The sequence below is a fragment of the Aliiglaciecola sp. M165 genome, assembly GCF_007197995.1.
Classification (GTDB): Bacteria; Pseudomonadota; Gammaproteobacteria; order Enterobacterales; family Alteromonadaceae; genus Aliiglaciecola.
Window position 1 is genome coordinate 115,526 of the sequence record NZ_VKKH01000003.1, and the last position, 26,579, is coordinate 142,104.

Here is a 26,579-nt window from a genome sequence, read left to right on the forward strand (position 1 = left end):
AAGCTTATTAGGACTTGTTTTGCTTATCGAAGCGAGCCCAATAATCTTTGATCGAACCTTTCATCTCTTTGCTTAACATTAAGATGCCAAACAAGTTGGGCAGCGTCATCACGACAATTGCAACACTGGCCAACGTCCATACCAACTCCGTGTCAGAGAATGATGCCCATACAAAGCCTGCAACATAAACGACCCGGTAAGGCATAACCGAGCGAGCCCCCAACAAATAAGTCATCGCCCGATCACCGTAGTACGACCATGCAATGGCGGTCGAAAACGCAAAAAGTAGTAGTCCGATTGAAACGATATATTGTCCAAAATCACCAAAAAATCCTTTGGTAAAGGCAATCGTTGTCAATCTCGCAGAATGCACTAATGACTTTCCACTTAATACAATATTATCTTTAACAATATCCCCATCATTCACTTTAATCGTGCCGGTAAATGGGTCTTCAACGCCTCCAACACTGATCACTACGTCTTCCGCCAAAGAGCGCGCATGCATTATTGTAAAACCGCCGCTAACCGCTTTACCTGATACAACTTGTATTTCGCCGCTGTATTTTTCGACATCAGAGCCATCTATATGGTTCAAATAACGATAGAGGTTGAGGCGGTCTTGCTCGTTAGTCTCATCATAGGTGCCGGCAATGATTTCCAAGCTCGAGCGCTCAAAAACGTTTTGATGTTTTTCTTTCCATACACCTGAAGACAAGATCACCAAACCAGTCAGCGTACATATAATAATGGTATCAATGAAGGGTTCAAGAATAGATACCATGCCTTCAGAAACCGGCTCGTCAGTTTTTGCCGCGGCGTGGGCAATAGGTGCAGAGCCTTGTCCCGCTTCGTTGGAGAATAGTCCACGGTTAACACCTCGGTTAAAGGCGTAAGCAATAGACGCACCCAAGAATCCTCCCGTTGCCGCTGAACCAGTAAACAGATCACCAAGAATAGCTGCGAACGATGGGCCAATATTTTCTAAATTGGCAAATATCACCGCAAACGCGCCAATAAGATAAACAACAGCCATGAAGGGAACGATTTTTGACGTCACCGCAGCAATTCGTTGTATCCCGCCTAAAATGACTAACGCCAATAGAATGCCAAGGACACTACCAACTATCCACGGTTCAAAACCAAAGGTTTCTTCAATACTTGTCGCAATTCCGTTACTTTGCGGAAGGTTGCCGGTACCAAATGAGCTGATCACTGTTGCGATAGCAAAAGCGACAGCGAGCCATTTCATATTGAGGCGCTTGTCCATGTAGTACATGGGGCCACCGGCCATGGTGCCATCTTCGGTTTTTTCACGATATTTATGTGAAAGCGTTACCTCAACAAACTTTGTGGTCATACCAAAAAACGCAGTTGCCCACATCCAAAATAGTGCTGCAGGGCCACCTAAAAAGATGGCAAACGCCACACCACTAATATTTCCGGTTCCAACGGTTCCGGACAGTGCAGTGGTTAATGCACGAAAGTGAGTGGTATCACCAGGCGAACCGTCTTTGTCGAACTTGCCGGTCACGACTTTCCAGGCATGCTTAAAGTAGCGTATTTGTGGAAACCCTAGGTACAGAGTAAAAAACAAACCTGTTCCTAATAAGATGAACGGAAACAGCGCATTCCCACCTAAATAGCTATCCATGAGCTTTAAAAAATCATGTAAGGCTTCCAATTGACTCCCCTTTTTTTATTGTTTTAATGTTTTAATCACAACCAACTGTTCGATACTGCATTGATCGCTATATGAATAGACTACCGCAGTTGCTTGCAAACTGCATTAATTGCTACTAACACATCTTCACCAAGTTGCTTACTTCTTACCGGTGACCAACCGTAGGCTGGGTCCGGAAGATTAGCATTGTCTTTAAAAGGCATTTCCAACGTATAGGCAAGGCAGTCATACTTTTCACCCACTGCGTTAGATGCGACGGTCATATTTGCTTTTCCAGGCTCATCTTTTGGATAGCCAAATTCATCTTGGAATTCTGGTGTCACAACAAGCAAAGCAGATTTGAACGCGTCTTCTAATGATTTAATACGATCGGTGTAGCCTGGATTGCCTTCACTTCCTGCTACAAAATTGTACGGTAACGCTTCATCTCCATGCACATCTAAGTACATATCAACGCCTGTTTGAGCCATTTTTTCCATCACTAAAAACACTTCAGGACTTCTTTCCATACTGGGAGTCGCCCATTCACGATTCAAGTTAGCGCCGACAGCGTTGGTGCGAAGATGACCACGAGCTGCCCCATCAGGATTCATATTTGGTACGATATAAAACACTGCCTTATCTAACAAATCTCTAGCAACGCCATCATCTTCGTCTAATAAACGCCCTAACAACCCTTCAGTTAACCACTCGGCCATTGTCTCTCCAGGATGTTGACGTGCAGTGATCCAAATGGTCTTTTTCCCTTCCTCAGCTTGTCCTACAACAAGCATCGACAAATCTCTTCCATCAAGAGTTTGACCGAGGTTTTGCACTCTGCAATCGAAAGATAATTGCGCCATCGCTAGCAAATCAAGGTGGCGTTCGTAGCTGTAAGGTGCGAAGTAAGCAAAGTAAGTAAATTGATGTTCTGGCGTATGGCTTATCGTCAGTGCGTCACCATCAAACTCTGTTTCTACTCTGAACCATTCTTGACGGTCATAGGACGCAACCGCCTGGTATCCCTGCCATCCATCCGGATAGGCTGATTTAGCGAGATCTGTGATGATTAATCGGTGTTCGACAAAGGGTTCACCATCTAATTTGAAATGAAACCATTGATAAAAATCAGACTGATTGTCTTTTTTAATACGAAGTTGAATATCTTGCGGACTGTCGGCTTTATCGACAATGATATTGCCAGAATCAAAATTGCTGCTTATTTTCACAAGGCGAGTCTCTATGGTTTTTATCGCGGACAAATCTAACACAGTCTGAACAAAAATAACCTACTGAGGCTTATTTATTTAGGAAATTTTTTAGCTTCAAACCCAATGCTGTGCTGTAACCAAAAGAATGGCCAATAATTTTTCGCTGCTCGTCAAGTAAGTAGTAGGTAGGATAGCCCGGAATTTGAAATTGTGATTTTAGGTTGTTTGATCCAAGCAACACCTTCCCTTCTACATCATTATTCGATACAAACTCGGCAACGTCGTTTTCTAAACGATAATCAAGTGCCACGCGCACGACGTTAAGGTCAGAATCATTCAAATAATCAAGATTGTTTATGCTTAATTCGCACACTTTGCACCAGGGAGCAAAAAAGTAAATGAGAGTTCGTTTGTTTTCTTCGAATAACGGATCAACTTCGCCATTTAATGAGACTAAAAACTGGTTTTCAATAATAACGGAGCCATCATCGTCTAATAAATTTCTGCTTTGCCAGTTACTGATGGCGTAAATGATTAGCCCCATAATCGCTAGCTCACCTAAACCGGTCAACAATTTCTTTTTTGTGATTTTCATGTAGGCACGACTGCTAAAAAAAGTGGCCGTAGTGTATCGCAACACTCGGCCACATTTTAGCTTTAATCAATCTGATATATTACTTTGTGATTAAGCAGGGATTGTAGGGTAATGTAAACCGGCCATTGCTTGAACAACTCGCATTACCTGGCAACTGTATCCGAACTCATTGTCATACCAAACGTAAAGCGTAGCGCGCTGCCCCGCAACAATAGTAGCTTGTGAATCGACCACTGAAGCGGCACGTGAACCGACGAGATCAGTTGAAACAATCTCCTTTGAAGAAGTGAAGTCAATCTGATGCTGCATGCTAGAAAACAATGATGTATCCCGCAAGAAATCATTGATCTCTTCTTTGTCAGTGCCGGTAGCCAAATTTAAGTTCAAAATAGCCAAAGACACATTTGGTGTTGGCACTCTAATCGCACTTCCCGTTAGCTTGCCCTGTAACTGTGGATAAGCTTTAGACACAGCCTTCGCAGCACCGGTTTCGGTAATAACCATGTTCAATGCGGCGCTTCTTCCACGACGGTCCGCCTTGTGAAAATTATCAATCAAGTTTTGGTCGTTGGTAAATGAGTGGACAGTCTCAACATGGCCATTTTCAATGCCAAACTTTTCATCCAAGGCCTTTAAAACCGGTGTAATAGCATTGGTTGTACAGCTAGCTGCAGAAAGGATGGTGTCAGTATCTTTTATATCGTCGTCATTCACACCAAAAACGATATTTTTAACACTTCCCTTACCTGGCGCAGTCAAAATGGCTTTTTTGGTACCTTTGGCTTTTAAATGTAACCCTAGCCCTTCTTCGTCACGCCACATACCCGTGTTGTCGATGACGATGGCGTCTTTGATACCATATTGAGTGTAATCAACTTGGTCAGGTGAGTTTGCATAAATAACCTGAATAAAGGAGCCGTTTGCTTTTAATGCATTGCGCTCGTGATCAACGGTAATGCTGCCATTAAATGGACCGTGCACAGAATCTCTTCTTAGCAAACTGGCACGTTTTTCAAGATCACCTTCTTTTCCACCACGAACTACAATCGCCTTAAGACGTAACTTGTTGTTTTTCCCTTGTCTCTCAATCAACAATCTAGCAAGTAATCGACCGATGCGACCAAAGCCGTATAAAACAATGTCTTGTACAGCATGACCATCTTGTTTGTCCAAAATTGAACCTAGTTGCTGCGCCACATAATCTTCGATTGAGAGGTTCTTGTATTCATCGTTATGGTGATATTCGTAAGCCAAGCGACCTAAATCGACATGTGCCGGAACCAAAGTATGTTTGCACATTTCTTCTAAAATTGGCCAACTTTCCCTGAGTCTAAGTTTATTTCCGGTATGCAATCTAACAGTACGATGCGCCTTGATAATATCAATTGCACTGGCACCTAACATTGGACGACCAAATATAGAAATTTCAACTGCACTATCACGATACATTTTACCCAATAATGGTTGCATCATTTCTGCATATTCTTGACGTTCCTGCCAACTACTCAAAAGTTCCTGTTCGTACTGCTGATTCATTCTTTACTACCCTAATTTAGTTACCTGGATAAAATCGCGCGCCATTCTAAGGGCATCGGCGCTTTCCGACAAATTGGAGTAAATTTTCAGTATTGAGAGAAAAAGCTTTATCTACAGTGAATTGACGGTAAGTTTCCGACAATATCTTCCTTACAGTAACATAACTGTCAATTTTGGTTAAAAAGACCCTGTCGATAGTGAAATTGGATTACGAAAAATAATTTAAAAAAACTGGCTAGTTGTCTTCTTTGGCGCGAAATTTCATAGATACAGAGTTAACGCAGTAACGTTGACCCGTCGGTTTGGGGCCATCTGGAAATACATGACCCAAATGGGCATCACAATGTTTGCAAACAATCTCAGTTCGTATCATGCCATGCGAAGTATCACGGTGATACTCTACATTTTGGTGTTGAGACTGCGCTGAAAATGACGGCCAGCCGCACCCTGAGTCAAACTTGTCTTCAGAGGTGAATAACACATTTCCGCAACAGGTACAGGTGTATTCACCAGTATCCTTATTATTTAGCAACTCCCCCGTAAACGGACGCTCAGTTCCTTTTTGCCGGCAAACACGAAATTCTTCGTCAGAGAGCTTTTCTTTCCATTGTTGTTCGCTTGTTTTCATCACACCACCACATTATTTGACTCGTCTAAAAACGCTAACACTTCTGTACGCTTGTAGGAAGACATGGTTCACTTTTGCTTTTGGTTGATGCTTCCATTTGCCATATCGGGTATCAACTTCAAGACGCCACCCCCCTTCTGGCAAGGTTGGAAGATGAAATCGAACATCATTGTCAAAGGCGTTAAATATCAGCACCCAATGTTCATCAGTGTATTTGCCACAACCTTTTAATTCAACAGCAAAGGCTTTGTTGTTCGGGTCTTGCCAGTCTTGAGCAACTTTTGTTGCGCCATCAGGCCGATACCAATTCACCTCATCTACATTGTGGTGCAAATTATAGTTGTCATCGAGTAATGACAACTCCTTCAAGATGACACTCTCCTTACGTAGTTGAACCACTCGATTGCAGAAATCTAAAAAGTCTTGCTGACGTTCATTTAAATTCCAATTTAGCCAATTTAACTCGTTGTCTTGGCAATAGGCGTTGTTATTGCCTGATTGTGAACGACTCAATTCGTCTCCACCTAAAATATGCGGGATCCCTTGAGATAATATCAATGTGATAAATAAATTACGCTTTTGCTTTTCGCGCAATGCGTTAATATTGGGGCACTGACTTGGCCCTTCGACACCATAATTAGCGCTTAGATTATGCCCGTGACCATCACGGTTATTTTCCAAATTAGCTTCGTTATGCCGTGAAGAGTAAGTCACTAAATCGTGAAGTGTGAAGCCGTCGTGATATGTGACGTTGTTCACTGACGTGTGAATCGATCGTTGTCCCTTGGGAAATATATCTCTGGAGCCCAATAAACGCGTGGCAAACTCTCCTGTCAAACCGCCATCACCTCGCCAGAACCCGCGTACTGTATCTCTGAACTTATCATTACACTCTTGCCAATTGGAGGGAAATTGCCCCAAGCGATATCCGCCATGACCTATGTCCCAAGGCTCAGCTATGAGCTTAACATCCGCTAAAACCGGATCTTGTCGAATGGTGCGAAAAAACCCTGCTAGGCTCGAATATTCGTACGGGTCGCGACCAAGACTAGCCGCCAAGTCAAATCTAAAGCCATCTACCCCCATTGTGCTCACCCAATATCTGAGTGAGTCCATCACCATTTTTAGTACATATGGATACGCCGTATTGACACTATTACCGCATCCGGAATTGTTAACGTAACTTTCGTAATCGACGACGCCAAATTCATTACGGTCAAATAGATAAAAAGACGCGTTGTCAAAGCCTTTGAATGACAAAACCGGGCCGTCTTTCGAGCCCTCCGCGGTATGATTAAAAACCACATCCAAAATAATTTCTATGCCTGCCTCGTGAAAGGTATCGACCATCTTTTTAAATTCACTGATGGGGTCTAGCTTTGCATATCTGGGTTCAGGACAGAAGTAATTGACGGGATTATAACCCCAATAATTGGTCAGGCCTTTTTCGCTAATATATGGTTCCGGCATAAATGCCATACAAGGTAGAAACTGAACGGCAGTAACCCCAAGCGACTTTAAATGCTTAATTATCGCTGGATGACAAGCGCCAAGATATGTCCCTCTTAGCTCATCAGGCACTTCTGGATGTAACTTCGTTATCCCTTTAACGTGAGCTTCGTATAAAACGGTATCAGATAATTTGTTCCGTGGTCTAAGTGGTCTTCGTTGCTCGCTTTGTTTCCGCGCATCAATCACCACGCATTTTGGGATCATGAAATGACTGTCACCATCGTATTGGCGATTATTCCAAACCAACGGGCGATTGATCTGTTTTGCGTAAGGATCGATCAGTAATTTATCAGGATCAAAGTACCTGCCTTTGTGAGGCTGACTGCTACCATGGGTACGATAGCCATACAATTGACCCGCTTGGATATTCTCAATATGACAATGCCATACCTGCCCCGTTTTTGCCGGCAAAGCAAAGCACTGAATTGGCTCCTCAGTGTCAGATTTGAAAAAGCAAAGCATCACCTTTTCTGCATTAGGACTATGAACGGCAAAATTACATCCCGTTTCAGTCAATGTCGCACCTAACGGGTGAGGCTTGCCTTCTGTGACTGTATAAATTTCGTTTGTCATACCTGTTAAAGTTATTCCTGCAACAGAATAAACAGGGTCGCTAACGGCGGCAAATCAATCCGAATGGATTGCTCCTGGCCGTTCCAGTGCGTATCGTCTGACGTCAACGTGTCCTGCTCATTGTAACCACTTCCCCAGTATTTTTTATCATCTGAGTTAAGAACAATTTTATAGTTTCCTTGTTGTGGCACACCAATTCGGAAATCATCTCTAGGTACAGGAGTAAAATTACTAACAATGACTACTTTTTGCTTACCGTCGTTGGATTGTCTGAGCATAGACAGCATAGATTGATCTGCATTTTCATGGTCAATCCAGCTAAAACCATTAGGCTCATGATCACTTTCGAAAAGTGCAGGTAATGTTTTATATAGTGCATTCAAATCTCGATAGAGCGTTTGAATCCCCTTATGTTTATCAAACTCTAATAAATTCCATTGCAATGAACTATCGTGATTCCATTCTGCGGCCTGGCCGATTTCGTTGCCCATGAAATTTAGTTTTTTGCCAGGGTGCGCATACATAAACCCTGCATAACATCTAAGATTTGCGGCTTGTTGCCACTCATCTCCCGGCATTTTGCGTAGCAAAGAGCCTTTCCCATGAACCACTTCATCATGAGAAATGGGTAAAACAAAACTCTCGTTAAATGAATACACCATGCTAAAGGTAATTTCTCCATGGTGGTATCGACGATAAGATGGGTCCTTACTTATATAGTGCAAAGAATCATGCATCCAACCCATATTCCATTTAAATCCAAAACCTAATCCCCCTTCATAAACAGGTCGAGAAACTTTTGGGAAGGAAGTAGATTCTTCAGCTATGGTCATTACATGAGGAAACTTTTCGTAAACAGCTTGGTTCATCCATTGTAACAAGCTGATCGCTTCGTAATTTTCATTTCCGCCATCAACATTCGGGATCCATTCGCCATCTTTGCGTGAATAGTCGAGGTACAACATGGATGCAACTGCATCGACACGCAATCCGTCCACATGAAATTTATCCACCCAAAAAAGCGCGTTTGCGACCAAAAACTGTCTGACGGTTTCTTTGCCAAAATCGTAAATGCAGGAATTCCAGTCTGGATGCCACCCTTTACGCGGATCCTCGTATTCATACACGTGAGTGCCATCAAATCTCGCTAAACCGTGGCCATCCTCTGGAAAATGCGCGGGCACCCAATCAATGATGACACCTATGCCATTTTGATGACATTGGTCAACAAAATACTTGAAGTCATCGGGATCACCAAAACGACTAGTCGGCGAAAATAAGCCGACAGGCTGATACCCCCAAGAACCATCAAACGGAAATTCGGAAACCGGCAAAACCTCTAGATGGGTGTAGCCCATGTCTTTAACATAGGGGATGAGTTCATCAGCCAATTCATGGTAGCTCAAATAGCGACTAGCTGAATTATCTCCGGGTCGTTTCCAAGAACCCAAATGTACTTCATAAATACTCATGGCCTGCCGATACTTGTCGCCAGAATTTTTCTTCAACCATTCACTATCATTCCATTCGTAACGGGAATGATCGTAAACAATCGACGCGTGCGAAGGATATTGCTCGGCACTGAAACCAACTGGATCCGCTTTGTGAGGCAATGAATTCCCAAAAGAATCTTTAACTTGGTATTTGTATTTGTGCCCTGCGTGCACACCAGGAATGATTAATACCCAATATCCCATTGAGGTGCGTTGCATTGGATGGCAACTACCATCCCAATAATTAAAATCGCCGATTACTGAAACAGCCTTAGCATTTGGAGCAAATACAGCAAAGCGCGTAACACTGATTGGACCATCTAGCCCCACATCCAGATCTAATAATTGCGCACCCAATTGGTGATATACATTTTCCGGAGCATGATCAACGTAATGCACAGCATGATAGGCTTGCTCTTGAAATTGATACGCATCAATCACTTCATATTCATGTTCACTATTTTCAACTTTATAAGCGTACACAAGCCCGCCTTGTATCTTCTTAAAACTACCGGTGAACAAACTTGAACTGCCCGTTTGCTGCAACTCACCAATTGTTTTGCCTGAAACCAACTCAAACACACTGACCTTAAGAGCGCCTGGTATCCATGTCTTAAAATGGGTTAGGTCACCGTCTTTTTTCATTCCAAGAACATCAAATGGGTCTCTACACTGCGCTTGTTCTAATTGGTCTTCTAACAACATATTGGTGCCTCATAAGAAAAAGAACCGACTACTTCGGTTCTTTGTTTTCTTTGGTGATTAAGTTTCAGTCTTTATTACTGGCGTTAAGTCGAGCGTTTGTCAAGTTTTGCGCAAGTTGCACTAACTCTGGGTCAGTAAAGATGTGCTCGAGTTCACGATTTAATTTTCGTTTCCAATTTGGGTATTCGTTGAAGGTTCCTGGAATATTAACCGGTTTATCCATTTGTAACCAATCTTCCAGTTGCAAGCTAAGCAGCGCGCTTGAACCGCCAGCCATATGGGTTTGCATACCAAAATTAAGGTCCTTATTCATTGACAAGTGGTGAACGTCTCTGTCCATCCATTCAGGTATTGAATAATGACCATGCAGGCTATTTAGTATTTGCTGTTTGTTGTCATGACGACTGGTATATAAGGTTGAGAGTATATCGTCAGTCGGGTACAAACCTAGTTCTTTACCCAGCTCCAAATCGTAACAATGCCAATATCCAGACAAGGTAGGCATATCGTGTGTGGTTAATGTTGCCATCGATTGCACAGGATAATGTGAGGGAGAATAAAATCCACCATCCTCCGCCTGTTCAAAGAAGAACACGCGATAGGAATACACACCATTTTCTGCCAGTTTACTTTTGATTTCTTCTGGGACAGTGCCTAAATCTTCGCCAATGACTAGGCTTTTATGGCGTTGGCTCTCAAGCGCTAATATTCCGAGCAAATCATCTACTGGATAATAAACATAACCACCATCTTTAGCATCGTCACCGCGGACCACCCACCAAAGACGCAATAAAGCCATCACGTGATCGATTCGAAGTGCACCCGATGACTTCATGTTTGAATCGAATAAGTCGATAATGGGTTGGTATTGTTGTTGATAAAGTTTTTCCGGATCCATTGGAGGCAACCCCCAGTTTTGCCCCAAAGGACCTAAAACATCGGGTGGTGCGCCGACACTTGCATTCGTACAATACAAATCCTTGTTGCCCCAAATTTCGGCACTACCTTCACTCACACCAACCGCCAAATCACGATAAATGCCGATCGCCATGTTGGCGTCTTCTGCTTTCTTGTTGGCAGCGTCTAATTGCAATGCGGCTTGCCATTGAAGAAACAGGAAAAACTTTATTTTTTTGGCGTGCGCTTTTTTAAATTTGGCGACCGCTGGCGATTGGTAATCGGTATACTCTTTTGGAAAAACCGGCCATCCCCAAGAAGGTTTTCCCTCTCCTGCCAAGTGGGCTTGAAGCGCGTCATATACTGCAAGCATTTGCAAACTCTCACCGCCTTGTGCAACAAAGGCTTTGAACGCTTTATTTATTTTTGTATTTTTACTCAAATACATATCGTTCTGGACTTCAAATATCGCTTCCAAAGCGCGCAACTTTAGACGGGTAACGGCTTCATAATCGACGTAATCCACGTCTCTCACATAAGTCAAACTTGACTGGAATTCAGGTTCCGCGACGATGTCTTGAACGCTCTGTGCCTGATATCCATCAATGGCCGTCACGTCTAGATAAATGAAATTTAGCCAACGTCTCGACGATGGACCATAAGGGCTGCAAGCGTTAGGATTCGCCGGATATAAAGCGTGTATAGGATTAAGCCCAATAAACTGCGCACCATTTTTGGCAGACGACTCAACTAACTGGGCAAGATCTGAAAAATCACCAATCCCCCAGTTTTTAGCGCTTCTCAAACAATAGAGTTGCACACTCAAGCCCCACACCTTCTGACCATCAAGCATTTCCTCGGGGTGGTAACACGCAGTTGGGGCCATGATCAGGCGCATCGACGCGATCACATCACCATCATGCGCTAATAAATTAAGGTTGTGATAACCCAATGGAATAGGATTATTGATTTGTAAAAGATACTCTTGGAATTCAACGTCATCTATCACACTAGAATTTATCAAATCGCCGTCGACTGGCACAAATTCTTGTTCGATAACATCGCCGGATTCACACGAAATAGATACAGTAAAATTATCATTGACCAATTCAATCGGTAATCTGACCGTAATGTAAACCTCCTGATTTTCTCGATTAACTTGAACAGGATTTAACGGTGACATCCAATTGCGTTGAAACTCTTGCTCAACTTGATTTTCAAGTTGAGATTCATCGTCAACAGAATAGCCCATTTCTTGCAAAAGCTTATGTTTACTTTGTTCACTGACCGTCGCTGGGTTGCCCCAAGCATCTATGTAGTTGGATTCTACACCTTTAAGCTCTACAAGCTTGTCGATTAAAGGAGATGTCATTCTAATTTGTGTCCTGTTAAAAAAATTCTAGACTGATACTAAGTCCGAGTTAATCATTATCAGCTAAGTTGTAAACAAAACGTTATTGAATACGTTTGCAGTGCCATTTCCGTAATAAAATAACATTTATTGGGGAATATTTTGCCTTATTAACAAGTTTGATCCATAATTTCTGTAATTATCTTACAACATATAGTGACAGTGAGGAATCTCCATGGCAATTAAAGTTGCAATTAACGGTTTCGGCCGCATCGGTCGTTTTGTCTTTAGAGCGGCAAACGAACGTTCAGATATCGAAATCGTAGCGATCAATGATCTTCTCGACGCCGAATACATGGCTTACATGCTTAAATATGATTCGACTCATGGAAAATTTAATGGTGATGTAGATGTAGTTGACGGTCAGTTAGTTGTCAATGGAAAAACAATCAGAATAAGTGCAGAACGAGACCCAGCTAACTTAGCTTGGGGAGATGTCGGAACGGACGTTGTTGTTGAAGCAACCGGCATATTCCTAACTGAGGAAACAGCGCAAAAGCACATTGACGCTGGCGCTAAAAAAGTGGTCATGTCCGCCCCGTCTAAAGATGCTACCCCCATGTTCGTTATGGGCGTTAATGAAGACACCTATGCTGGACAAAACATTGTGTCTAATGCCTCGTGCACAACCAACTGCCTTGCCCCACTGGCAAAGGTTTTACACGATAATTTTGGTATTGTTGATGGCTTGATGACTACCGTGCATGCAACAACAGCAACACAAAAAACCGTTGATGGGCCTTCTGCAAAAGATTGGCGCGGCGGCCGTGGTGCTTCACAAAACATTATTCCTTCGTCGACTGGCGCTGCGAAAGCTGTAGGAAAGGTTATTCCAGAGTTAAACGGTAAACTGACTGGGATGGCGTTTCGTGTTCCTGTTGCCAACGTCTCTGTTGTCGATCTAACCGTAAATTTAGCCAAACCTGCTACGTACGAACAAATTTGTGCCGCGATGAAACAAGCATCAGAAGGCAGCCTAAAAGGAATTTTGGGATACACCGAAGATGCAGTAGTTTCTCAAGATTTTATTGGTGACACCCGAACGTCAATTTTTGACGCAGAAGCAGGAATTGCATTAACTGACACCTTTGTTAAGGTTGTTTCTTGGTATGACAATGAAATTGGTTATTCAAACAAAGTACTTGATTTGGTTGCTCACATTAGTAAATAAGTCAGCATAAACTGTGAAGAAAGGCGGCCCGAAGAGTCGCCTTTTTTAATGCATTTTTTTGTTTTGATGAATTCTTATATCATTAACCAATGAAATCCCCTCAATAAAAATGGCAAAATCTTTTCAGGAACTCATATGCAAAATTGCAAAGGTATTAAAACGCTCAAGAAAGGTAAGGTTGAAATTCTACATATTGACACGCCCCACTCTACTGCCGAGGTGTCGTTGTTCGGAGGTCATGTGCTGAGCTTTGTTCCTAAAACGGATCTAAGAGATCGATTATGGGTCAGCGAGAATGCCATTTTTGATAATCAAAGTGCCATTCGTGGAGGTATACCTGTATGTTGGCCATGGTTTAGTGATGCGCACAATCAGGATCGCAATGATCTACCTTCTCACGGGTTTGTAAGAACCCAAAATTGGCGCATTGTTGGCACACTGGAGCACTCTGAAGCAACACAAGTAACACTTGTACCACATAGCAATAATGGGCCAGGTTGGAACCACGAAACGTCCTTAACACTAACACTGCTCGTCGGTAAAACCCTTAAAATTTCACTTCAAACTAAAAACAACGACACTAAATCAGTAAACCTTAATTGTGCCCTGCATACCTATTTTAATGTGAAGGATATATTGGCGGTCGAGTTGAAAGGACTACGGGGAAACTACAAGGATAAAACCCAAAATTGGCATGAATTTGATACACCGATTCCGTACACGTTTTCTCAAGAAACTGATCGTGTACACTTGTTTGCAGCAGAGCAGGTTGACATCTTGGACGGCGCAGAAACGACTAAGGTGTTATCTAGTGGACATGACAGCATTGTTGTTTGGAACCCTTGGGCCGAGAACAGCGAAAAAATGAAGGACATGAAAAGCCGTGGATATAGCACTATGCTTTGTGTGGAAACGGCCCTAACGCAAACGTTCAGTTTACCTCCAGGTGCAACACATTGTTTAACCCAAGAAATTGCGTAGCAGCTTGATGCAGGTGTTTTGGTGAAATTTAGACATAAAAAAACTATCCAAAAGGATAGTCATTTTGCCGTTAAATGGCGGAGTGGACGGGACTCGAACCCGCGACCCCCGGCGTGACAGGCCGGTATTCTAACCAACTGAACTACCACTCCGCATTTAAAACGGGATGTATTTGCTGGCGGAGTGGACGGGACTCGAACCCGCGACCCCCGGCGTGACAGGCCGGTATTCTAACCAACTGAACTACCACTCCATTCGCAAATAACACAACACAATTGGCGGAGTGGACGGGACTCGAACCCGCGACCCCCGGCGTGACAGGCCGGTATTCTAACCAACTGAACTACCACTCCGCGACTGTATTGCTTGGCGATTGAGTTTAAATCTAGTGATTTGCAAGGCCTGTATAGAAGCCCCTAACTCAACTGCGGCGCAGATGATACGGCTTAGCCAAAGGTGAGTCAACAGCTTTTTGCGGCTTTTTGTCGATATCATTACTGGAACGAATCGATTGATTTATTTTTACACAGAACAACGTGAAAATGCGTTTCTTAACAACATAAATCACAGAGTGTGTTGGCCAGTATTTGGTGATTTCGGTAGGCCAAATATGTTTCGTTTGAGTAGATGGATTTCACTCGCTAAAGGCCATCAGAAATGGCCTAAATAAACTAACCTTTTGGTATAGACAGATCAATGATCCCACTTTCCGTTTCTTCTTTATTTGATTCGCTTTTGGTGCTGGCTTTTTGTTTAGAAAATTTTGCAAAAATAGATTTAAGTTTTGCGATTAAACCGATTTTCTCTGATGGTGCGGGATCTTTTCGCTTCGCCTGTTTGACCGGCTTAGGGCGAAGAAAAATCCACAACATCAACGCGCCAACAATCAATACCAATAAATTAAGACCTATAATCAGCCCCCAAAAAAGCGTGGGTGACATCCCCTCTTTGTTTTGTTCCATAATGGGTGCAGGATTCGCCATTTGTGCGGAATTATCCGTACTAACCGGCGCTTGGGTATCGCTCGGCGCGTTTGGCGACTGCACAGCAGGTGCAGGTTCTTCTACAAGGTGGGTAAACTCTGGAACATCTAAAATAAAATCTCTACCATTCTGGGTATTACCATAGGCGGTAAGTTTAATTCGATACACCCCTGATTCGTAATTGACAATCAAATATTCCCGCGCAACGGGTGATTGCTCGGTAAGGGAAAAGTTTTGCACATCCCCATTAGGAAAACGTACTTTTCCATCAATAAGCAAGGTCCTCATATCTACGTATTCACGCTCAGAATCAATGATGAGTTTGTGATACCCGTCTCCCCCACCGTCTTCTTCTAATGATATTTTGATCGGGTTGGGCAACAACATAAGCGGAGGATCAACCTGTTCTCTTGACAACATGGGTGTGCTAACAACAAATACCGGCGTCCATTCACCATTTGCCACGGACAAATTAAATTGACCGGTGAAAATGCCATCTAAGGGAGTTTCGTCCATACCGCGACCATTATCTTCGAAGATCGCGATCGTTTGTGATTCAGCGCCGAAATTGTTGTAATTTGGATTGTTGGTAGAAACAAATTTGATTTCCAAAGACACTACATCTCGAAACTCAACATTGTCGATGGCCTCACCGCCATTAGTCAGTTGCGCTGTTTGCTTGAGGATCTCCCCAGAAAAAAGTACGTCCGGCAAAGGTTCAGCATTGAGTTTTAAATCACTCAACACCATCACTCTGCTTTCCGGCAAAATTTGCCCTACTGCCTGCCAAGGACCAGGGGTAGGATTTTTGATGTTGATTAAGTCGAAGGTCGTTGAGTCGTACCAATAAACATTTTCACCGTCTGCTTGGCTTTGAAAAATTTTAGAGCCATCTGGCCGAACTAACACCACAGGCGCACTGCCAAATTCACGAAAGAATACCATGGTAATTTCATCCACCTGGTAATCTATCCGAAAACGATTTTGCAGAAGTTTAATGCTATTGTGATACTCATCACCCAATTCTTGCAAAGGTGAGGTATCAACTTTTTCATTCGTCTGCTGTTGCGCGCCAACAAACATTGGGCAGCACATTGCCAGCACTAAAAATGCCGACCAAAGACTCTTCAGTTTTGGTTTATTGACGCCAAATGCACGAACCACTGCTGTCCTCAATTAGTGTTAAACGAGCTTCATGTTGTTCTAGTTCATCGGCAGAAGCTTGAATGATCTTGAATGGTTTTGGTCCTCTTTGTATCCGTTGAATTTGGGTTTGTTGCTCAGAATTGCTATCAGTAGATTTTTGACCCGACAAATTCAGGTCGGTTTGTCCACCTGTCATCAACAGATAAACATCGGCTAAAATTTCGGCATCCAATAAGGCACCATGCAATTCACGATGGGAATTATCAATTCCGTATCGTTTACAAAGAGCATCCAAATTATTCTTCTGGCCTGGGTGCAAATCCCTGGCCATGACTAAGGTGTCGAGCACTGTGCAGATATCATGGGTTTTAACAGGGTTTATTGGATTAAACAGCGCAAATTCATGATCCATAAACCCCGTATCAAATGGCGCATTGTGAATGACCAATTGGGCTCCTTTGATAAAATTAACAAAGCCTTCATGGACGTCTCTATATTTGGGTTTATCGGCAAGAAATTCGTTGGTAATTCCGTGCACTTCAATGGCTTCTTGCTCGACAAATCTGTCAGGGTTGATATAGACGTGAAAATGGTTACCGGTCAATTTTCGATTAACCAGCTCAACACATCCGATTTCAATCACTCTGTGGCCTTGTCTGGGGTCGATTCCAGTCGTTTCTGTATCTAGTACGATTTGTCGCATGTATAACAACTCAAGTGCATTTTCAAATTAAGGTCATTATACTGGCCAGCATGATTAATTCACCAATAATTCAATGAAACAAGTTCAGATATTTACAGACGGCTCATGTTTAGGTAACCCAGGGCCCGGTGGCTACGGCGCCGTGCTAGTTTTCAACCGACATCGAAAAGAAATTAGCCAAGGATTTAAACACACAACAAATAATCGAATGGAACTGCTTGCCACAATTGAAGCGTTAAAAACACTGACGGAAAAGTGCAATGTGTCTCTCACCACTGACAGCCAATATGTGAAAAACGGCATTAATCAATGGATCAAAAATTGGAAGAAAAACGGGTGGCGAACCGCAGATAAAAAACCGGTAAAGAACGTTGATCTTTGGAAGCAACTTGACGATGCGGTAAGCAAACATACGATCAGTTGGCATTGGGTGAAAGGCCATTCTGGTCATCCTGAGAACGAACGCTGCGATGACTTAGCCCGAGAAGCGGCAAACTCCTCAAACTTAATAGTAGATAAAGGCTTCGAATAGCCTTTATAAATCTTAAATCACCAAGAGCAGATTAACTTCCCAATCGTTTCATTCTGCTCTAATAACTTGTGTGCTTCATTGATTTGCTGTACACAAAAAGTCTTGTGGATATTGGCTTTAAGTTGCCCTGAATCAAACTTCGGTAAACAATTTTGAGAAAAAGACTCTATCAATTCTGCTTTGTATTCATCACTTCGATTGCGCAAAGTGCTGCCTTGAATAGTCGCTCTTTTTCGCAACAATGTTGCGATATCAACAGGGTCAGAAAACCGGCCATTTAACATAGCCAATTGAATAATTTTGCCATCTAAGGAAAGCACTTTAAGGTTTCGGTTAAGGTAATCTCCTCCCACAAAGTCAATGATAATGTCTGCCGCGAAATGTTTAGATTTTAGTGATTCAACAAAATCTTCTTGCGGGTACAAAATACAATATGTGGCACCAACCTCCAGGCATGCTGCGGCCTTTTGTTGATTTGATATTGTCGTTGCGATCGTACATTGCGCCAATTTGGCCAATTGAATGGCCGCTAAACCGACACCACTTGCTCCAGCATGGATTAATACTGAATGTTTAGGTTTGAGCTGACCTATACTAAATAGACTTTGATAAGCGGTTAAAAATACTTCCGCAATCCCAGCAGCCTGAATACAGTCGCATTGAGCAGGAATGGGCATAATATGCCTAACATCGACGGCAACATATTCCGCATACCCGCCACCGGCAACAAGGCCAAAAACCTGCTGACCTATGCGGTAATCAGTTACATTACTGAAGGTCTCAACCACATGACCCGCCATTTCCAACCCCAAAATGTCACTCTCTCCGGGTGGTGGAGGGTATTTTCCTTGTCGTTGTAGTGTATCGGCACGATTAATGCCAAAACTATGCACTTTAACTAGCACCTGCCCGGCTTGCAGAATGGGAATATTGGTCTGTGCGATAACCATTTTAATATCTGTTGCACTAATTTCATGCTGCACATAGTGCATTTTTTCTGAACTTTTTTGCATCACTTTGCCTAGTTCATCGGGTAAGATTCACTATATTAACGTGGCTGAGGTACAATTCCCATTCACAAAACGACAGGAATACATCATGACTGCAACCCTTGTTCTGCAACCTAATCGCGAAAAATCATTATTACGCAAACATCCGTGGGTATTTGCTAGTGCGATCAAAGAAATAAAGGGCAAATTAAGAAGTGGTGATACGGTAGATATTGTTGACTCGGATGGGACATTTTTGGCAAAAGCTGCATGGTCTCCCCAATCTCAAATCCAAGCACGGGTTTGGAGTTTTGATCAAAACGATATCATCGACAATGGTTTCTTTGTACGTAAAATTGAACAAGCCTATGCACTACGTGAATTTTTGTTTGAGCGTCAAGGAATAACCGGTTACCGTTTAGTTGCTGCTGAAGCTGATGGGTTACCCGGTATTACTATCGACAAATACGATAATGTTTTAGTCTGCCAATTACTCTCAGCCGGTGCGGAAAAACATCGATCTAAAATTGTTTGGGCGTTAAATAAATGTTTTCCGGAATGTGCAATCCATGAGCGTAGTGATGTCGGAGTCAGAGCAAAAGAAGGTTTACAGCAAGTGGTGCAAACCCTTCATGGAGATGTGCCTGATGAAGTCGTGATTACAGAGAATAATGTCAAAATAATTGTTGATTTAAAGCATGGCCACAAAACTGGCTTTTACCTAGATCAAAGAGACAATCGCCAGATCGCTGCATCCTTTGCTAAAAACAAACATATCCTCAACTGTTTTTGCTATACCGGCACATTTGCCAGCTACGCACTAAAAGCTGGCGCGAGTCGCGTGACCAACATAGATGTTTCGGATAATGCGCTAGCTTTAGCTAAGAGAAACTTACTTATCAATGAACTTGATACAGAAAAAGCAGATTTCATTAATAAAGATGTCTTTGAAGCATTGCGCGAATACAAAGCAAATGGCAGCAAGTTTGATATGATCATTCTTGATCCGCCCAAATTTGTAGAATCTAAAGCATCTCTTAATCGAGCGTGCCGTGGATACAAAGACATTAACATGCTTGCGATGCAGATCCTTAAGCCAGGTGGTTTGTTATTTACATTTAGTTGCTCTGGGTTGTTATCGTCTGATTTGTTTCAAAAAGTGGTGGCTGATGCTGCATTGGATGCACAAAAAAGCGTTCACTATCTTTACAAGCTTGGCCAAGCTGCGGATCATCCTGTCGCCAGCCAATACCCAGAGGGATTCTATTTGAAAGGGTTGGTTTGCAGAGTGGCTTAATGTAAATTAATACCACCCTGTTTACTTTGAAATACTAATCCTGACGTGGGAAGAGTTATTTCATTTCGCTGATTTCTACACCAATCACACAGCTATTTTCAGAGATATTATCGCAACGCACTATTTTTGCTTTTGCATTTAAAGAAGGGATCTGGCTGCTTGTAGATTCAATCGATACATCTACCTGAGTGCCAATTTCTACGGATTGTTCTTCAACTTCGAACGACATGCCTGTCGCGCTTATATCTTTACATACTGCCTGCAAAGAGCGGCTTGACTCTTCGTCATGCACCGTCAATTCACAGGGTGAATTTAACATCATGCGAAAAAAGTTACGTTTATCATCGTATCCCAGCATTTTTTACCTCTTCCTAGCGAATGGCGTTCAATGACTTTTATAGGGCGCATTGTTTACAAAGTCAACGAACATTGTTCAAAATGATTGCAAATGATTTTCTATTCTTTTTGCCGAAATGGGGAAGGACGTGCCTAACTGTTGAGCGAACAATGAAACACGTAACTCCTCGATCATCCACCGAACAAACTTTAGCTCAGACGGGACCATCTTGCCATCAGGAATTTTTTTCAAACTGGATTGGTAGGATTGCTGAACCTTGTCAATGACCATCTGGTGCATTCTGTCTTTATTTGGATCGATAGGTAACTTTTCTAAACGTCTGTGAATGCCTGTGATATACCGATTCCAATCGTCCAGTTTATCCGCACCGATACTTGCCACAAAACCAGGAAACACCAGGCTCGACAAATGTTGTTTGATATCGCCGTGAGCACTAATTAGATTGAGTGGCACATTGCCCTTTAAACGCTTTTGGATCTGATGGGCCAGCGTTAAGCCTTTTTCTACTTTTGCCGCGATTTGCAGTACTTCGTCATTAATATTGGCCCTAACCTGTTCCTTTATCGTGTCAAAACCGTGAGGGTCTCTAATTTGTGATTGGCTGGTGTCATTGACACGCAAAAGCATTTGATCAATAGCAGCATCAATGCAGTCGTCAATCAACGCTTTAACTTGACCAAAAGGGTTAAAATACAGTCCCAGTTTCGCTTTATTAGGCAGTTTTTCCTGCAAATAACTTAGGGGTGATGGAATATTCAATTTAACTAATTTGCGTACCCCGAGATTATGCGACGCTTGCGCATTTTCTTTGTTATCAAATAACCGGATAGATACCGACTTGCCTTCATCAACCAACCCTGGGTAGGCTTTGACTTCATAGCCTTGAGCACGATCCACATACTCTGTTTCGAGTTCACCAAACGACCAAGTGGTTAATTCTTGCTTTTCAATATCGGGTTTTGCGGCTTTTTTGAGTGTTTGGGTAACCTTGCCTTGCAAAGCGTTTTTCAACTTGTGCAAATCTCTGCCTTGCTCAACGGTTTTACCTTGACCATCAACAACGACGAAGTTGAATCTTAGATGCGCCGGTAAACTTTGTAACTGCCATTCCTCATTACTGACTTCAATACCCGTCATTCTTTGCAATTTGCGACTTAATGCCTCAATAAACGTTAGCCCGTTACCCTTTTTGTCTGTGCGAGACATATCTTCCATACACGCATCGGCATAATTTGGTGCAGGCACAAAGTTGCGGCGCAACTTTTTCGGCAAGGATTTAATTAATGTGACAATCAATTCATGTTGAAAACCCGGTACCAACCAGTCAAACCCCTGCTCTTCCACTTGATTTAATAGCGGTAGTGGAATGACAACACTGACCCCATCATCAGCATGATTGGGTTCAAATTTGTACTGTAAGGCTAAACGTAGATTCCCTTGTTGCCACTCATCTGGGTAGTTAAATGCATTGGCTTTTTGCGGTTGATGTTTTTTGAGTGAGTCCAAATCAAAATTTAAAGACTGTTTCTGCGATTCATTTAATGACTTCCACCACTTATTAAAGCTTTTTTCATTAACCACATTCTTTGCAATGCGTTGCTGATAAAAACTAACAAGATCTTCTTCATCAACTAAAACGTCTCGTCGCCTGGTTTTATCCTCTAACGTCAGTACTTGCTCAACCAAAGACAAATTATGGGCAATAAAAGCCTGCGTGAGTTTTGTTTCGCCGTTGACTAACGCCTCGCGGATAAAAATTTCATGACATTCTTCAGGATTAATATGGCTGTATTGAACTTTACGGCTATTGACAATTGCGACACCAAATAACAGTACTTTTTCTAACGCGAGCACAGCTCCCTGACGTTTTGACCAGTAAGGTTCGCTGTACTGGCTTTTTGTCAAATGTGTGGCCAGTGGCTCAATCCACTCAGGTTCAATTTTTGCTGCAAAACGTCCAAATAATTTGGATGTTTCGACCAATTCGGCAACTACCGTCCATTTGGGTGGCTTTTTAGATATCGGAGAGCCAGGAAATATAGAAAACCGCATGTTTCTAGCACCTAAAAACTCTCGTTCTTTATCCTTAAACCCGATATGTGATAACAAACCCGACAATACAGCACTGTGTATATTTTGATATTCACTAGGCTGAGAATTAAGACGATATCCTAATTCCACGATGGCCTTTTTAAGCTGGCTAACCACGTCTTGCCATTCGCGCATTCGCAAATAATTAATAAAATTTCGCTGACACCATTTGCGCAGTTGATTTGAAGAAAGGGATTTTTGTTCTGATTTAAATTGGTTCCATAAATTCAACAGAGCGATAAAATCAGATTGCTTGTCAGTATAGGCTTCATGGCACTGGTCTGCGGCGCTGCGTTTATCTTGAGGTCGTTCTCTAGGATCTTGTATGCTTAACCCAGCGGCAATAGTGATAAGCTCGGCTAGACTGCCATTTTTACCTGCCTCTACAACCATACGCGCATAACGTGGATCAATCGGCAATTTTGAAATTTGCCTGCCAATTTGGGTTAAAACTAACTTACCTTCGCGCTTTTCAACCGCTTGGATTTCCTCTAGTAAACGAAATCCGTCATTCACAAAACGATTATCTGGTGGTTGTACAAATGGAAAAGAACCAATGTCCCCCAGTTTTAAAGAGAGCATTTGCAAAATAACCGATGCAAGATTGGTTCTAAGAATTTCGGGATCCGTGAATTCTGTTCGATTAAGGAAATCATCTTCTGAATACAAACGAATACAAATTCCCTCAGATACCCTACCGCAGCGACCGGCGCGCTGATTAGCAGACGCTTGAGAAATGGCTTCGATAGGCAAGCGTTGTACTTTACTTCGGTAACTGTAGCGAGAAAGCCGGGCAAAGCCCGGATCAACAACGTACTTTATTCCCGGAACAGTCAAAGAGGTTTCCGCAACGTTAGTTGCCAATACAATCCTTCGGCGTCCAGAATGGGAATGAAATATTTTGTTTTGCTCCGCTACTGAAAGTCTGGCATATAACGGTAATATTTCTGTATGCCGAAATTGGCGTTTTTGCAGAGCATCTGCAGTATCGCGAATCTCTCGTTCACCACTTAAAAAAACTAGAATGTCACCGGGTTTTTCGTTACTGAGTTCCTCCACTGCGCGAATAATCCCTTGCACTTGGTCGGCGCCATCAACGTATTCTTCCAATGGCCGGTAGCGCATTTCGACCGGGTAAGTGCGGCCACTTACCTGAATGATGGGTGCTTGGTCAAAGTGCTCAGAAAAACGCTCGGGGTCAATGGTTGCTGAGGTGATAATCACCTTCAAGTCAGGGCGTTTGGGTAACAGCTGTTTGACAAAGCCAAGAATAAAGTCAATATTCAGGCTACGCTCGTGGGCTTCATCGATAATCAAAGTATCATATTGACTGAGATACCTATCATTTTGCATTTCTGCAAGCAGGATCCCGTCTGTCATTAGTTTGATATAGGAATTTTCGCTAACCTGATCGTTAAAGCGTACTTTGTATCCTACGAAATGGCCTAATTCAGAATTTAATTCTTCTGCAATGCGCCCAGCTACGGTTCTCGCCGCCAAGCGTCTTGGCTGAGTGTGACCAATGAGCCCGTCGATGCCTCTGCCCAATTGCAAACAAATTTTGGGGATTTGCGTGGTTTTGCCCGAGCCAGTTTCTCCCGCGATGATAACGACTTGATTGTTGAGAATGGCCTCGGCAATCTGTGGTTGATGTTCGCTAACTGGCAGATCTGGATATTCAATTTCGGGAACATTTTGCGTTCGCGACATCCTTTTTTGTTGGGAACGTAAAATTTGTTGTTGAAGGGAAACTTGTCGCTCAGTTGAATCCTCGTTATTTTTCTTAGTAATTTGACGTATTTTGCGGCGTAATTTGTGCCGATCTGCACCCAAGCATTCGGGCAACGCATCATACATTTGTTTGATGGTTAAAGTCGTTGGTGGATTAGGGGCAGACAAAGGATACTCAATTCAGAAATAAAAACGCAGAGATCCTAGAAGAATACTCTGCGAAATTCTAGCGTTTGTCTGTAATAATCGCGATAAACTTGAGCGTTATCGTTTATAACCGTCTCGAAGTTGTACATCAATCGCATAAAGTACGTCTGCGCGGCTAATGCAACCTAAAAAATAGCCGTCATCATCAACCACCGGATAGATTTTTGGTTTTTCAGCCAACATTTTTTGTGCAACTTCTAGTATTGAATCATAAGATTTCACAGATAGAACTTCAGTTCGCATGATGTCCTTAACTCTGGCTACTTGCTCTCGGTAGTAACTACTTTCTATCATTTGTTCTATACAATCCTGTTCAGATAAAAATCCAACAAGTTTGTTTTTAATATCAATCACTGCTCCGCCGGTATGTCTACCACCCAGTAACCTTTCAACTGCTTCAGCGACTGGCATTTCTGTGGTAAATGTAACCGGACGTCTATTCATATAATCGTTGACTTTTAAAGACTCCACTGTGCCTCCTAAGTAATAGTCAAACGGGCGGCGTCTAATTTGCTCAACCCACAAGTTAAAGATAGACATAACTGATTAAAAAACCTAACGATTTCTAAAAAAATCACGGTTTTTTTGGAATAATGTCTTTTCCACTAATGGAAAAGCACTTTTTTTTAAAAGTTAGGTGAGTGTCCTTCCCAGGTTTGTTACTCTTTGGGGCAATAAATTAAGTCGTAGAGAATGAGAGAAAAATTTGAGCCGCTCTATATTTTGGCATGATTATGAAACCTGGGGCGTAAACCCTCAAAAAGATGTTGCATGCCAATTTGCAGGAATTCGCACCGATGAAGAGTTGAATATCATTGATCGGCCAGTAAAATGGTATTGCCAGATCCCCAACGACTATTTGCCTCAACCGCAAGCTGCTTTGGTAACAGGCATCACCCCACAATTGACCCTTCGAGATGGCCTTGTTGAAGCTGAATTTATTAAAAAAATTCACCAGCAAATGATTCGACCTGGGACCTGCAGTGCCGGTTACAATAGCATTCGTTTTGATGATGAAGTGACGCGCTACACTCTATATCGAAATCTTTATGACCCTTATGCCAGAGAGTGGCAAAACGGTAATAGCCGTTGGGATATTATTGACTTGGTTAGAACCTGCTATGCGTTGAGACCAGAAGGCATAAATTGGGTATACAAAGACGATGGTTCACCAAATTTCAAACTGGAAGTGCTAAGTGAAGCTAATGAGATAAGCCATGCGGATGCCCATGATGCATTGTCGGATGTTTATGCAACTATAGGGTTGGCCAAGAAATTGAAAGAAGCTCAACCGAAATTATTTGATTACGCCTTCAATCTTCGCTCAAAAAACAAGGTTAAAGCGTTAATTGATATAGAGGGTTTTACACCTTTAGTACATATTTCGTCAAAACTACCCGCTATTCAAGGATGTTGTACATGGATAGTGCCTGTGGCGTGGCATCCGACAAATAAAAATGCGGTTATTTGCTTGAATTTAGCCCTCGACCCATCGCCTTTGTTTGATTTAGAACCTTCAGAGTTAAAAGACAAGCTGTATCAACCCTCATCAGAGTTGGCACCTGGAGAACAAAGACTTCCAATTAAACTCATTCACCTAAACAAATGCCCAATCCTTGCTTCAGCAAAAACCCTTACCGAAGACAATGCACAGAGACTGAGTATTGACAGAAAAAAATGTTTGGAAAACCTGACCAAAATTAAGCGAGCTTCGTCTATTCAACACAAACTCATCAACCTTTTCGAAGAAGAACAGAAAACGACAACACTCGATGTAGATTTTGCGCTTTATTCGGGTGGCTTTTTCTCAGACCATGACAAAAAAGTCATGGAACAGATCCGAACAGCTTCTACCAAACAATTAGAAACCGAGACTTGGCAATTTGATGATAGCCGCCTACAAACTATGTTATTTCGATACAAAGCTAGAAATTATCCAAGCACGCTTAATCATGAGCAAGTAATGCAATGGCAAAAACATCGACAACATAGGCTAGCCGACCCTGAATCAACGGCCAGTATTGGACTAGATGAGTATATTATGCAAATTGAACAACTGAGCACAGAACATCAGAATAACCCTGAAAAACAGGCTATTCTCAGGGCTTTATATCAATATGCTGAAAATTTGTAGATTAACCATCCATTTACATAATATTATCTGTAAAA

The 26,579-nt window shown here is 42.4% G+C and carries 19 protein-coding genes and 3 tRNA genes; 5 read left to right on the top strand and 17 right to left on the bottom strand.

The genetic code is table 11. From position 1 onward, the window contains the following. Nucleotides 1-7: 7 nt before the first annotated feature. From FM019_RS06175 to malQ, 8 genes are all read right to left on the bottom strand, one after another. Nucleotides 8-1,681, bottom strand: coding sequence for an alanine/glycine:cation symporter family protein (locus FM019_RS06175; RefSeq protein ID WP_143835055.1), 1,674 nt, complete (start codon nt 1,679-1,681; stop codon nt 8-10). A gap of 80 nt (nt 1,682-1,761) precedes the next feature. Further along, nucleotides 1,762-2,889, bottom strand: coding sequence for a carboxypeptidase family protein (locus FM019_RS06180; RefSeq protein ID WP_143835056.1), 1,128 nt, complete (start codon nt 2,887-2,889; stop codon nt 1,762-1,764). A 70-nt stretch (nt 2,890-2,959) separates the two neighbouring features. Further along, on the bottom strand, nt 2,960-3,466 hold the full coding sequence (locus tag FM019_RS06185; RefSeq protein ID WP_143835057.1) for a TlpA family protein disulfide reductase: 507 nt from the start codon (nt 3,464-3,466) through the stop codon (nt 2,960-2,962). Between the two features lie 90 nt (nt 3,467-3,556). After that, a complete protein-coding gene (locus FM019_RS06190) occupies nt 3,557-5,002 on the bottom strand; it encodes a glyceraldehyde-3-phosphate dehydrogenase (protein ID WP_143835058.1) in 1,446 nt (481 codons plus the stop codon). Nucleotides 5,003-5,237: 235 nt separating this feature from the next. After that, nucleotides 5,238-5,630, bottom strand: a complete 393-nt coding sequence (gene msrB / locus FM019_RS06195; protein WP_143835059.1) for a peptide-methionine (R)-S-oxide reductase MsrB — start codon at nt 5,628-5,630, stop codon at nt 5,238-5,240. Nucleotides 5,631-5,642: 12 nt separating this feature from the next. Beyond that, a complete protein-coding gene (gene glgX, locus FM019_RS06200; protein WP_143835060.1) occupies nt 5,643-7,715 on the bottom strand; it encodes a glycogen debranching protein GlgX in 2,073 nt (690 codons plus the stop codon). Between the two features lie 11 nt (nt 7,716-7,726). Then, nucleotides 7,727-9,913, bottom strand: coding sequence for a 1,4-alpha-glucan branching protein GlgB (glgB, locus tag FM019_RS06205; RefSeq protein WP_143835061.1), 2,187 nt, complete (start codon nt 9,911-9,913; stop codon nt 7,727-7,729). Between the two features lie 64 nt (nt 9,914-9,977). Beyond that, the gene (malQ, locus tag FM019_RS06210) at nt 9,978-12,182 is read right to left on the bottom strand and encodes a 4-alpha-glucanotransferase (protein WP_143835062.1); all 2,205 of its coding nucleotides are present in this window, start codon (nt 12,180-12,182) and stop codon (nt 9,978-9,980) included. Nucleotides 12,183-12,396: 214 nt separating this feature from the next. Here malQ and gap point away from each other — a divergent pair, with 214 nt between their 5' ends. Beyond that, nucleotides 12,397-13,392 (top strand): type I glyceraldehyde-3-phosphate dehydrogenase, encoded by a 996-nt coding sequence (gene gap / locus FM019_RS06215; RefSeq protein WP_143835063.1) that lies wholly within the window; start codon nt 12,397-12,399, stop codon nt 13,390-13,392. A 135-nt stretch (nt 13,393-13,527) separates the two neighbouring features. Beyond that, the gene (locus FM019_RS06220; protein WP_143835064.1) at nt 13,528-14,373 is read left to right on the top strand and encodes a D-hexose-6-phosphate mutarotase; all 846 of its coding nucleotides are present in this window, start codon (nt 13,528-13,530) and stop codon (nt 14,371-14,373) included. Nucleotides 14,374-14,448: 75 nt separating this feature from the next. Here FM019_RS06220 and FM019_RS06225 read toward each other — a convergent pair. The 5 genes from FM019_RS06225 to dnaQ all read right to left on the bottom strand — a co-directional run bounded on the left by FM019_RS06225 (nt 14,449) and on the right by dnaQ (nt 17,205). After that, nucleotides 14,449-14,525: transfer RNA gene (locus tag FM019_RS06225), tRNA-Asp, on the bottom strand. 24 nt (nt 14,526-14,549) lie between these two features. Beyond that, nucleotides 14,550-14,626: transfer RNA gene (locus FM019_RS06230), tRNA-Asp, on the bottom strand. 23 nt (nt 14,627-14,649) lie between these two features. Continuing rightward, nucleotides 14,650-14,726: transfer RNA gene (locus FM019_RS06235), tRNA-Asp, on the bottom strand. Between the two features lie 318 nt (nt 14,727-15,044). Then, entirely contained in the window at nt 15,045-16,451 is a 1,407-nt protein-coding gene (locus FM019_RS06240) for a TIGR03503 family protein (RefSeq protein WP_143835295.1), read from the bottom strand. Between the two features lie 43 nt (nt 16,452-16,494). Further along, nucleotides 16,495-17,205, bottom strand: coding sequence for a DNA polymerase III subunit epsilon (dnaQ, locus tag FM019_RS06245; protein ID WP_143835065.1), 711 nt, complete (start codon nt 17,203-17,205; stop codon nt 16,495-16,497). Between the two features lie 73 nt (nt 17,206-17,278). Here dnaQ and rnhA point away from each other — a divergent pair, with 73 nt between their 5' ends. Then, nucleotides 17,279-17,737, top strand: a complete 459-nt coding sequence (gene rnhA / locus FM019_RS06250) for a ribonuclease HI (RefSeq protein WP_143835066.1) — start codon at nt 17,279-17,281, stop codon at nt 17,735-17,737. Nucleotides 17,738-17,754: 17 nt separating this feature from the next. Here rnhA and FM019_RS06255 read toward each other — a convergent pair whose 3' ends face one another. After that, nucleotides 17,755-18,750: an NAD(P)H-quinone oxidoreductase gene (locus FM019_RS06255; protein WP_143835067.1), complete on the bottom strand. Its 996-nt coding sequence runs from the start codon at nt 18,748-18,750 to the stop codon at nt 17,755-17,757. Nucleotides 18,751-18,835: 85 nt separating this feature from the next. Between FM019_RS06255 and FM019_RS06260 the strand changes: the two genes are divergently transcribed. After that, complete coding sequence (locus FM019_RS06260; protein WP_143835068.1) at nt 18,836-20,023, top strand: class I SAM-dependent rRNA methyltransferase; 1,188 nt, start codon at nt 18,836-18,838, stop codon at nt 20,021-20,023. A 55-nt stretch (nt 20,024-20,078) separates the two neighbouring features. Here the strand turns inward: FM019_RS06260 and FM019_RS06265 are convergent, their stop codons facing one another. From FM019_RS06265 to FM019_RS06275, 3 genes are all read right to left on the bottom strand, one after another. Beyond that, complete coding sequence (locus tag FM019_RS06265; RefSeq protein ID WP_143835069.1) at nt 20,079-20,381, bottom strand: PilZ domain-containing protein; 303 nt, start codon at nt 20,379-20,381, stop codon at nt 20,079-20,081. A 75-nt stretch (nt 20,382-20,456) separates the two neighbouring features. Further along, nucleotides 20,457-24,371, bottom strand: coding sequence for an ATP-dependent RNA helicase HrpA (hrpA, locus tag FM019_RS06270; RefSeq protein ID WP_409553364.1), 3,915 nt, complete (start codon nt 24,369-24,371; stop codon nt 20,457-20,459). Between the two features lie 96 nt (nt 24,372-24,467). Further along, nucleotides 24,468-24,881: a CBS domain-containing protein gene (locus FM019_RS06275; RefSeq protein WP_143835297.1), complete on the bottom strand. Its 414-nt coding sequence runs from the start codon at nt 24,879-24,881 to the stop codon at nt 24,468-24,470. A gap of 235 nt (nt 24,882-25,116) precedes the next feature. Between FM019_RS06275 and sbcB the strand changes: the two genes are divergently transcribed. Next, nucleotides 25,117-26,544 carry an exodeoxyribonuclease I gene (gene sbcB, locus FM019_RS06280; RefSeq protein ID WP_143835070.1) on the top strand — a complete coding sequence of 476 codons (1,428 nt, stop codon included), beginning with the start codon at nt 25,117-25,119 and terminating at the stop codon, nt 26,542-26,544. Nucleotides 26,545-26,579: the final 35 nt, after the last annotated feature.

What these genes read in the sequence shown, in the direction of transcription:
- rnhA (WP_143835066.1), top strand. Translation starts at nt 17,279, where the DNA reads ATGAAACAAGTTCAGATATTTACAGACGGCTCATGTTTAGGTAACCCA.
- FM019_RS06185 (WP_143835057.1), bottom strand. Translation starts at nt 3,466, where the DNA reads ATGAAAATCACAAAAAAGAAATTGTTGACCGGTTTAGGTGAGCTAGCG.
- FM019_RS06220 (WP_143835064.1), top strand. Translation starts at nt 13,528, where the DNA reads ATGCAAAATTGCAAAGGTATTAAAACGCTCAAGAAAGGTAAGGTTGAA.
- glgB (WP_143835061.1), bottom strand. Translation starts at nt 9,913, where the DNA reads ATGTTGTTAGAAGACCAATTAGAACAAGCGCAGTGTAGAGACCCATTT.
- FM019_RS06255 (WP_143835067.1), bottom strand. Translation starts at nt 18,750, where the DNA reads ATGCAAAAAAGTTCAGAAAAAATGCACTATGTGCAGCATGAAATTAGT.
- msrB (WP_143835059.1), bottom strand. Translation starts at nt 5,630, where the DNA reads ATGAAAACAAGCGAACAACAATGGAAAGAAAAGCTCTCTGACGAAGAA.
- FM019_RS06260 (WP_143835068.1), top strand. Translation starts at nt 18,836, where the DNA reads ATGACTGCAACCCTTGTTCTGCAACCTAATCGCGAAAAATCATTATTA.
- FM019_RS06190 (WP_143835058.1), bottom strand. Translation starts at nt 5,002, where the DNA reads ATGAATCAGCAGTACGAACAGGAACTTTTGAGTAGTTGGCAGGAACGT.
- glgX (WP_143835060.1), bottom strand. Translation starts at nt 7,715, where the DNA reads ATGACAAACGAAATTTATACAGTCACAGAAGGCAAGCCTCACCCGTTA.
- gap (WP_143835063.1), top strand. Translation starts at nt 12,397, where the DNA reads ATGGCAATTAAAGTTGCAATTAACGGTTTCGGCCGCATCGGTCGTTTT.
- FM019_RS06240 (WP_143835295.1), bottom strand. Translation starts at nt 16,451, where the DNA reads ATGTGCTGCCCAATGTTTGTTGGCGCGCAACAGCAGACGAATGAAAAA.
- malQ (WP_143835062.1), bottom strand. Translation starts at nt 12,182, where the DNA reads ATGACATCTCCTTTAATCGACAAGCTTGTAGAGCTTAAAGGTGTAGAA.
- FM019_RS06265 (WP_143835069.1), bottom strand. Translation starts at nt 20,381, where the DNA reads ATGCTGGGATACGATGATAAACGTAACTTTTTTCGCATGATGTTAAAT.
- dnaQ (WP_143835065.1), bottom strand. Translation starts at nt 17,205, where the DNA reads ATGCGACAAATCGTACTAGATACAGAAACGACTGGAATCGACCCCAGA.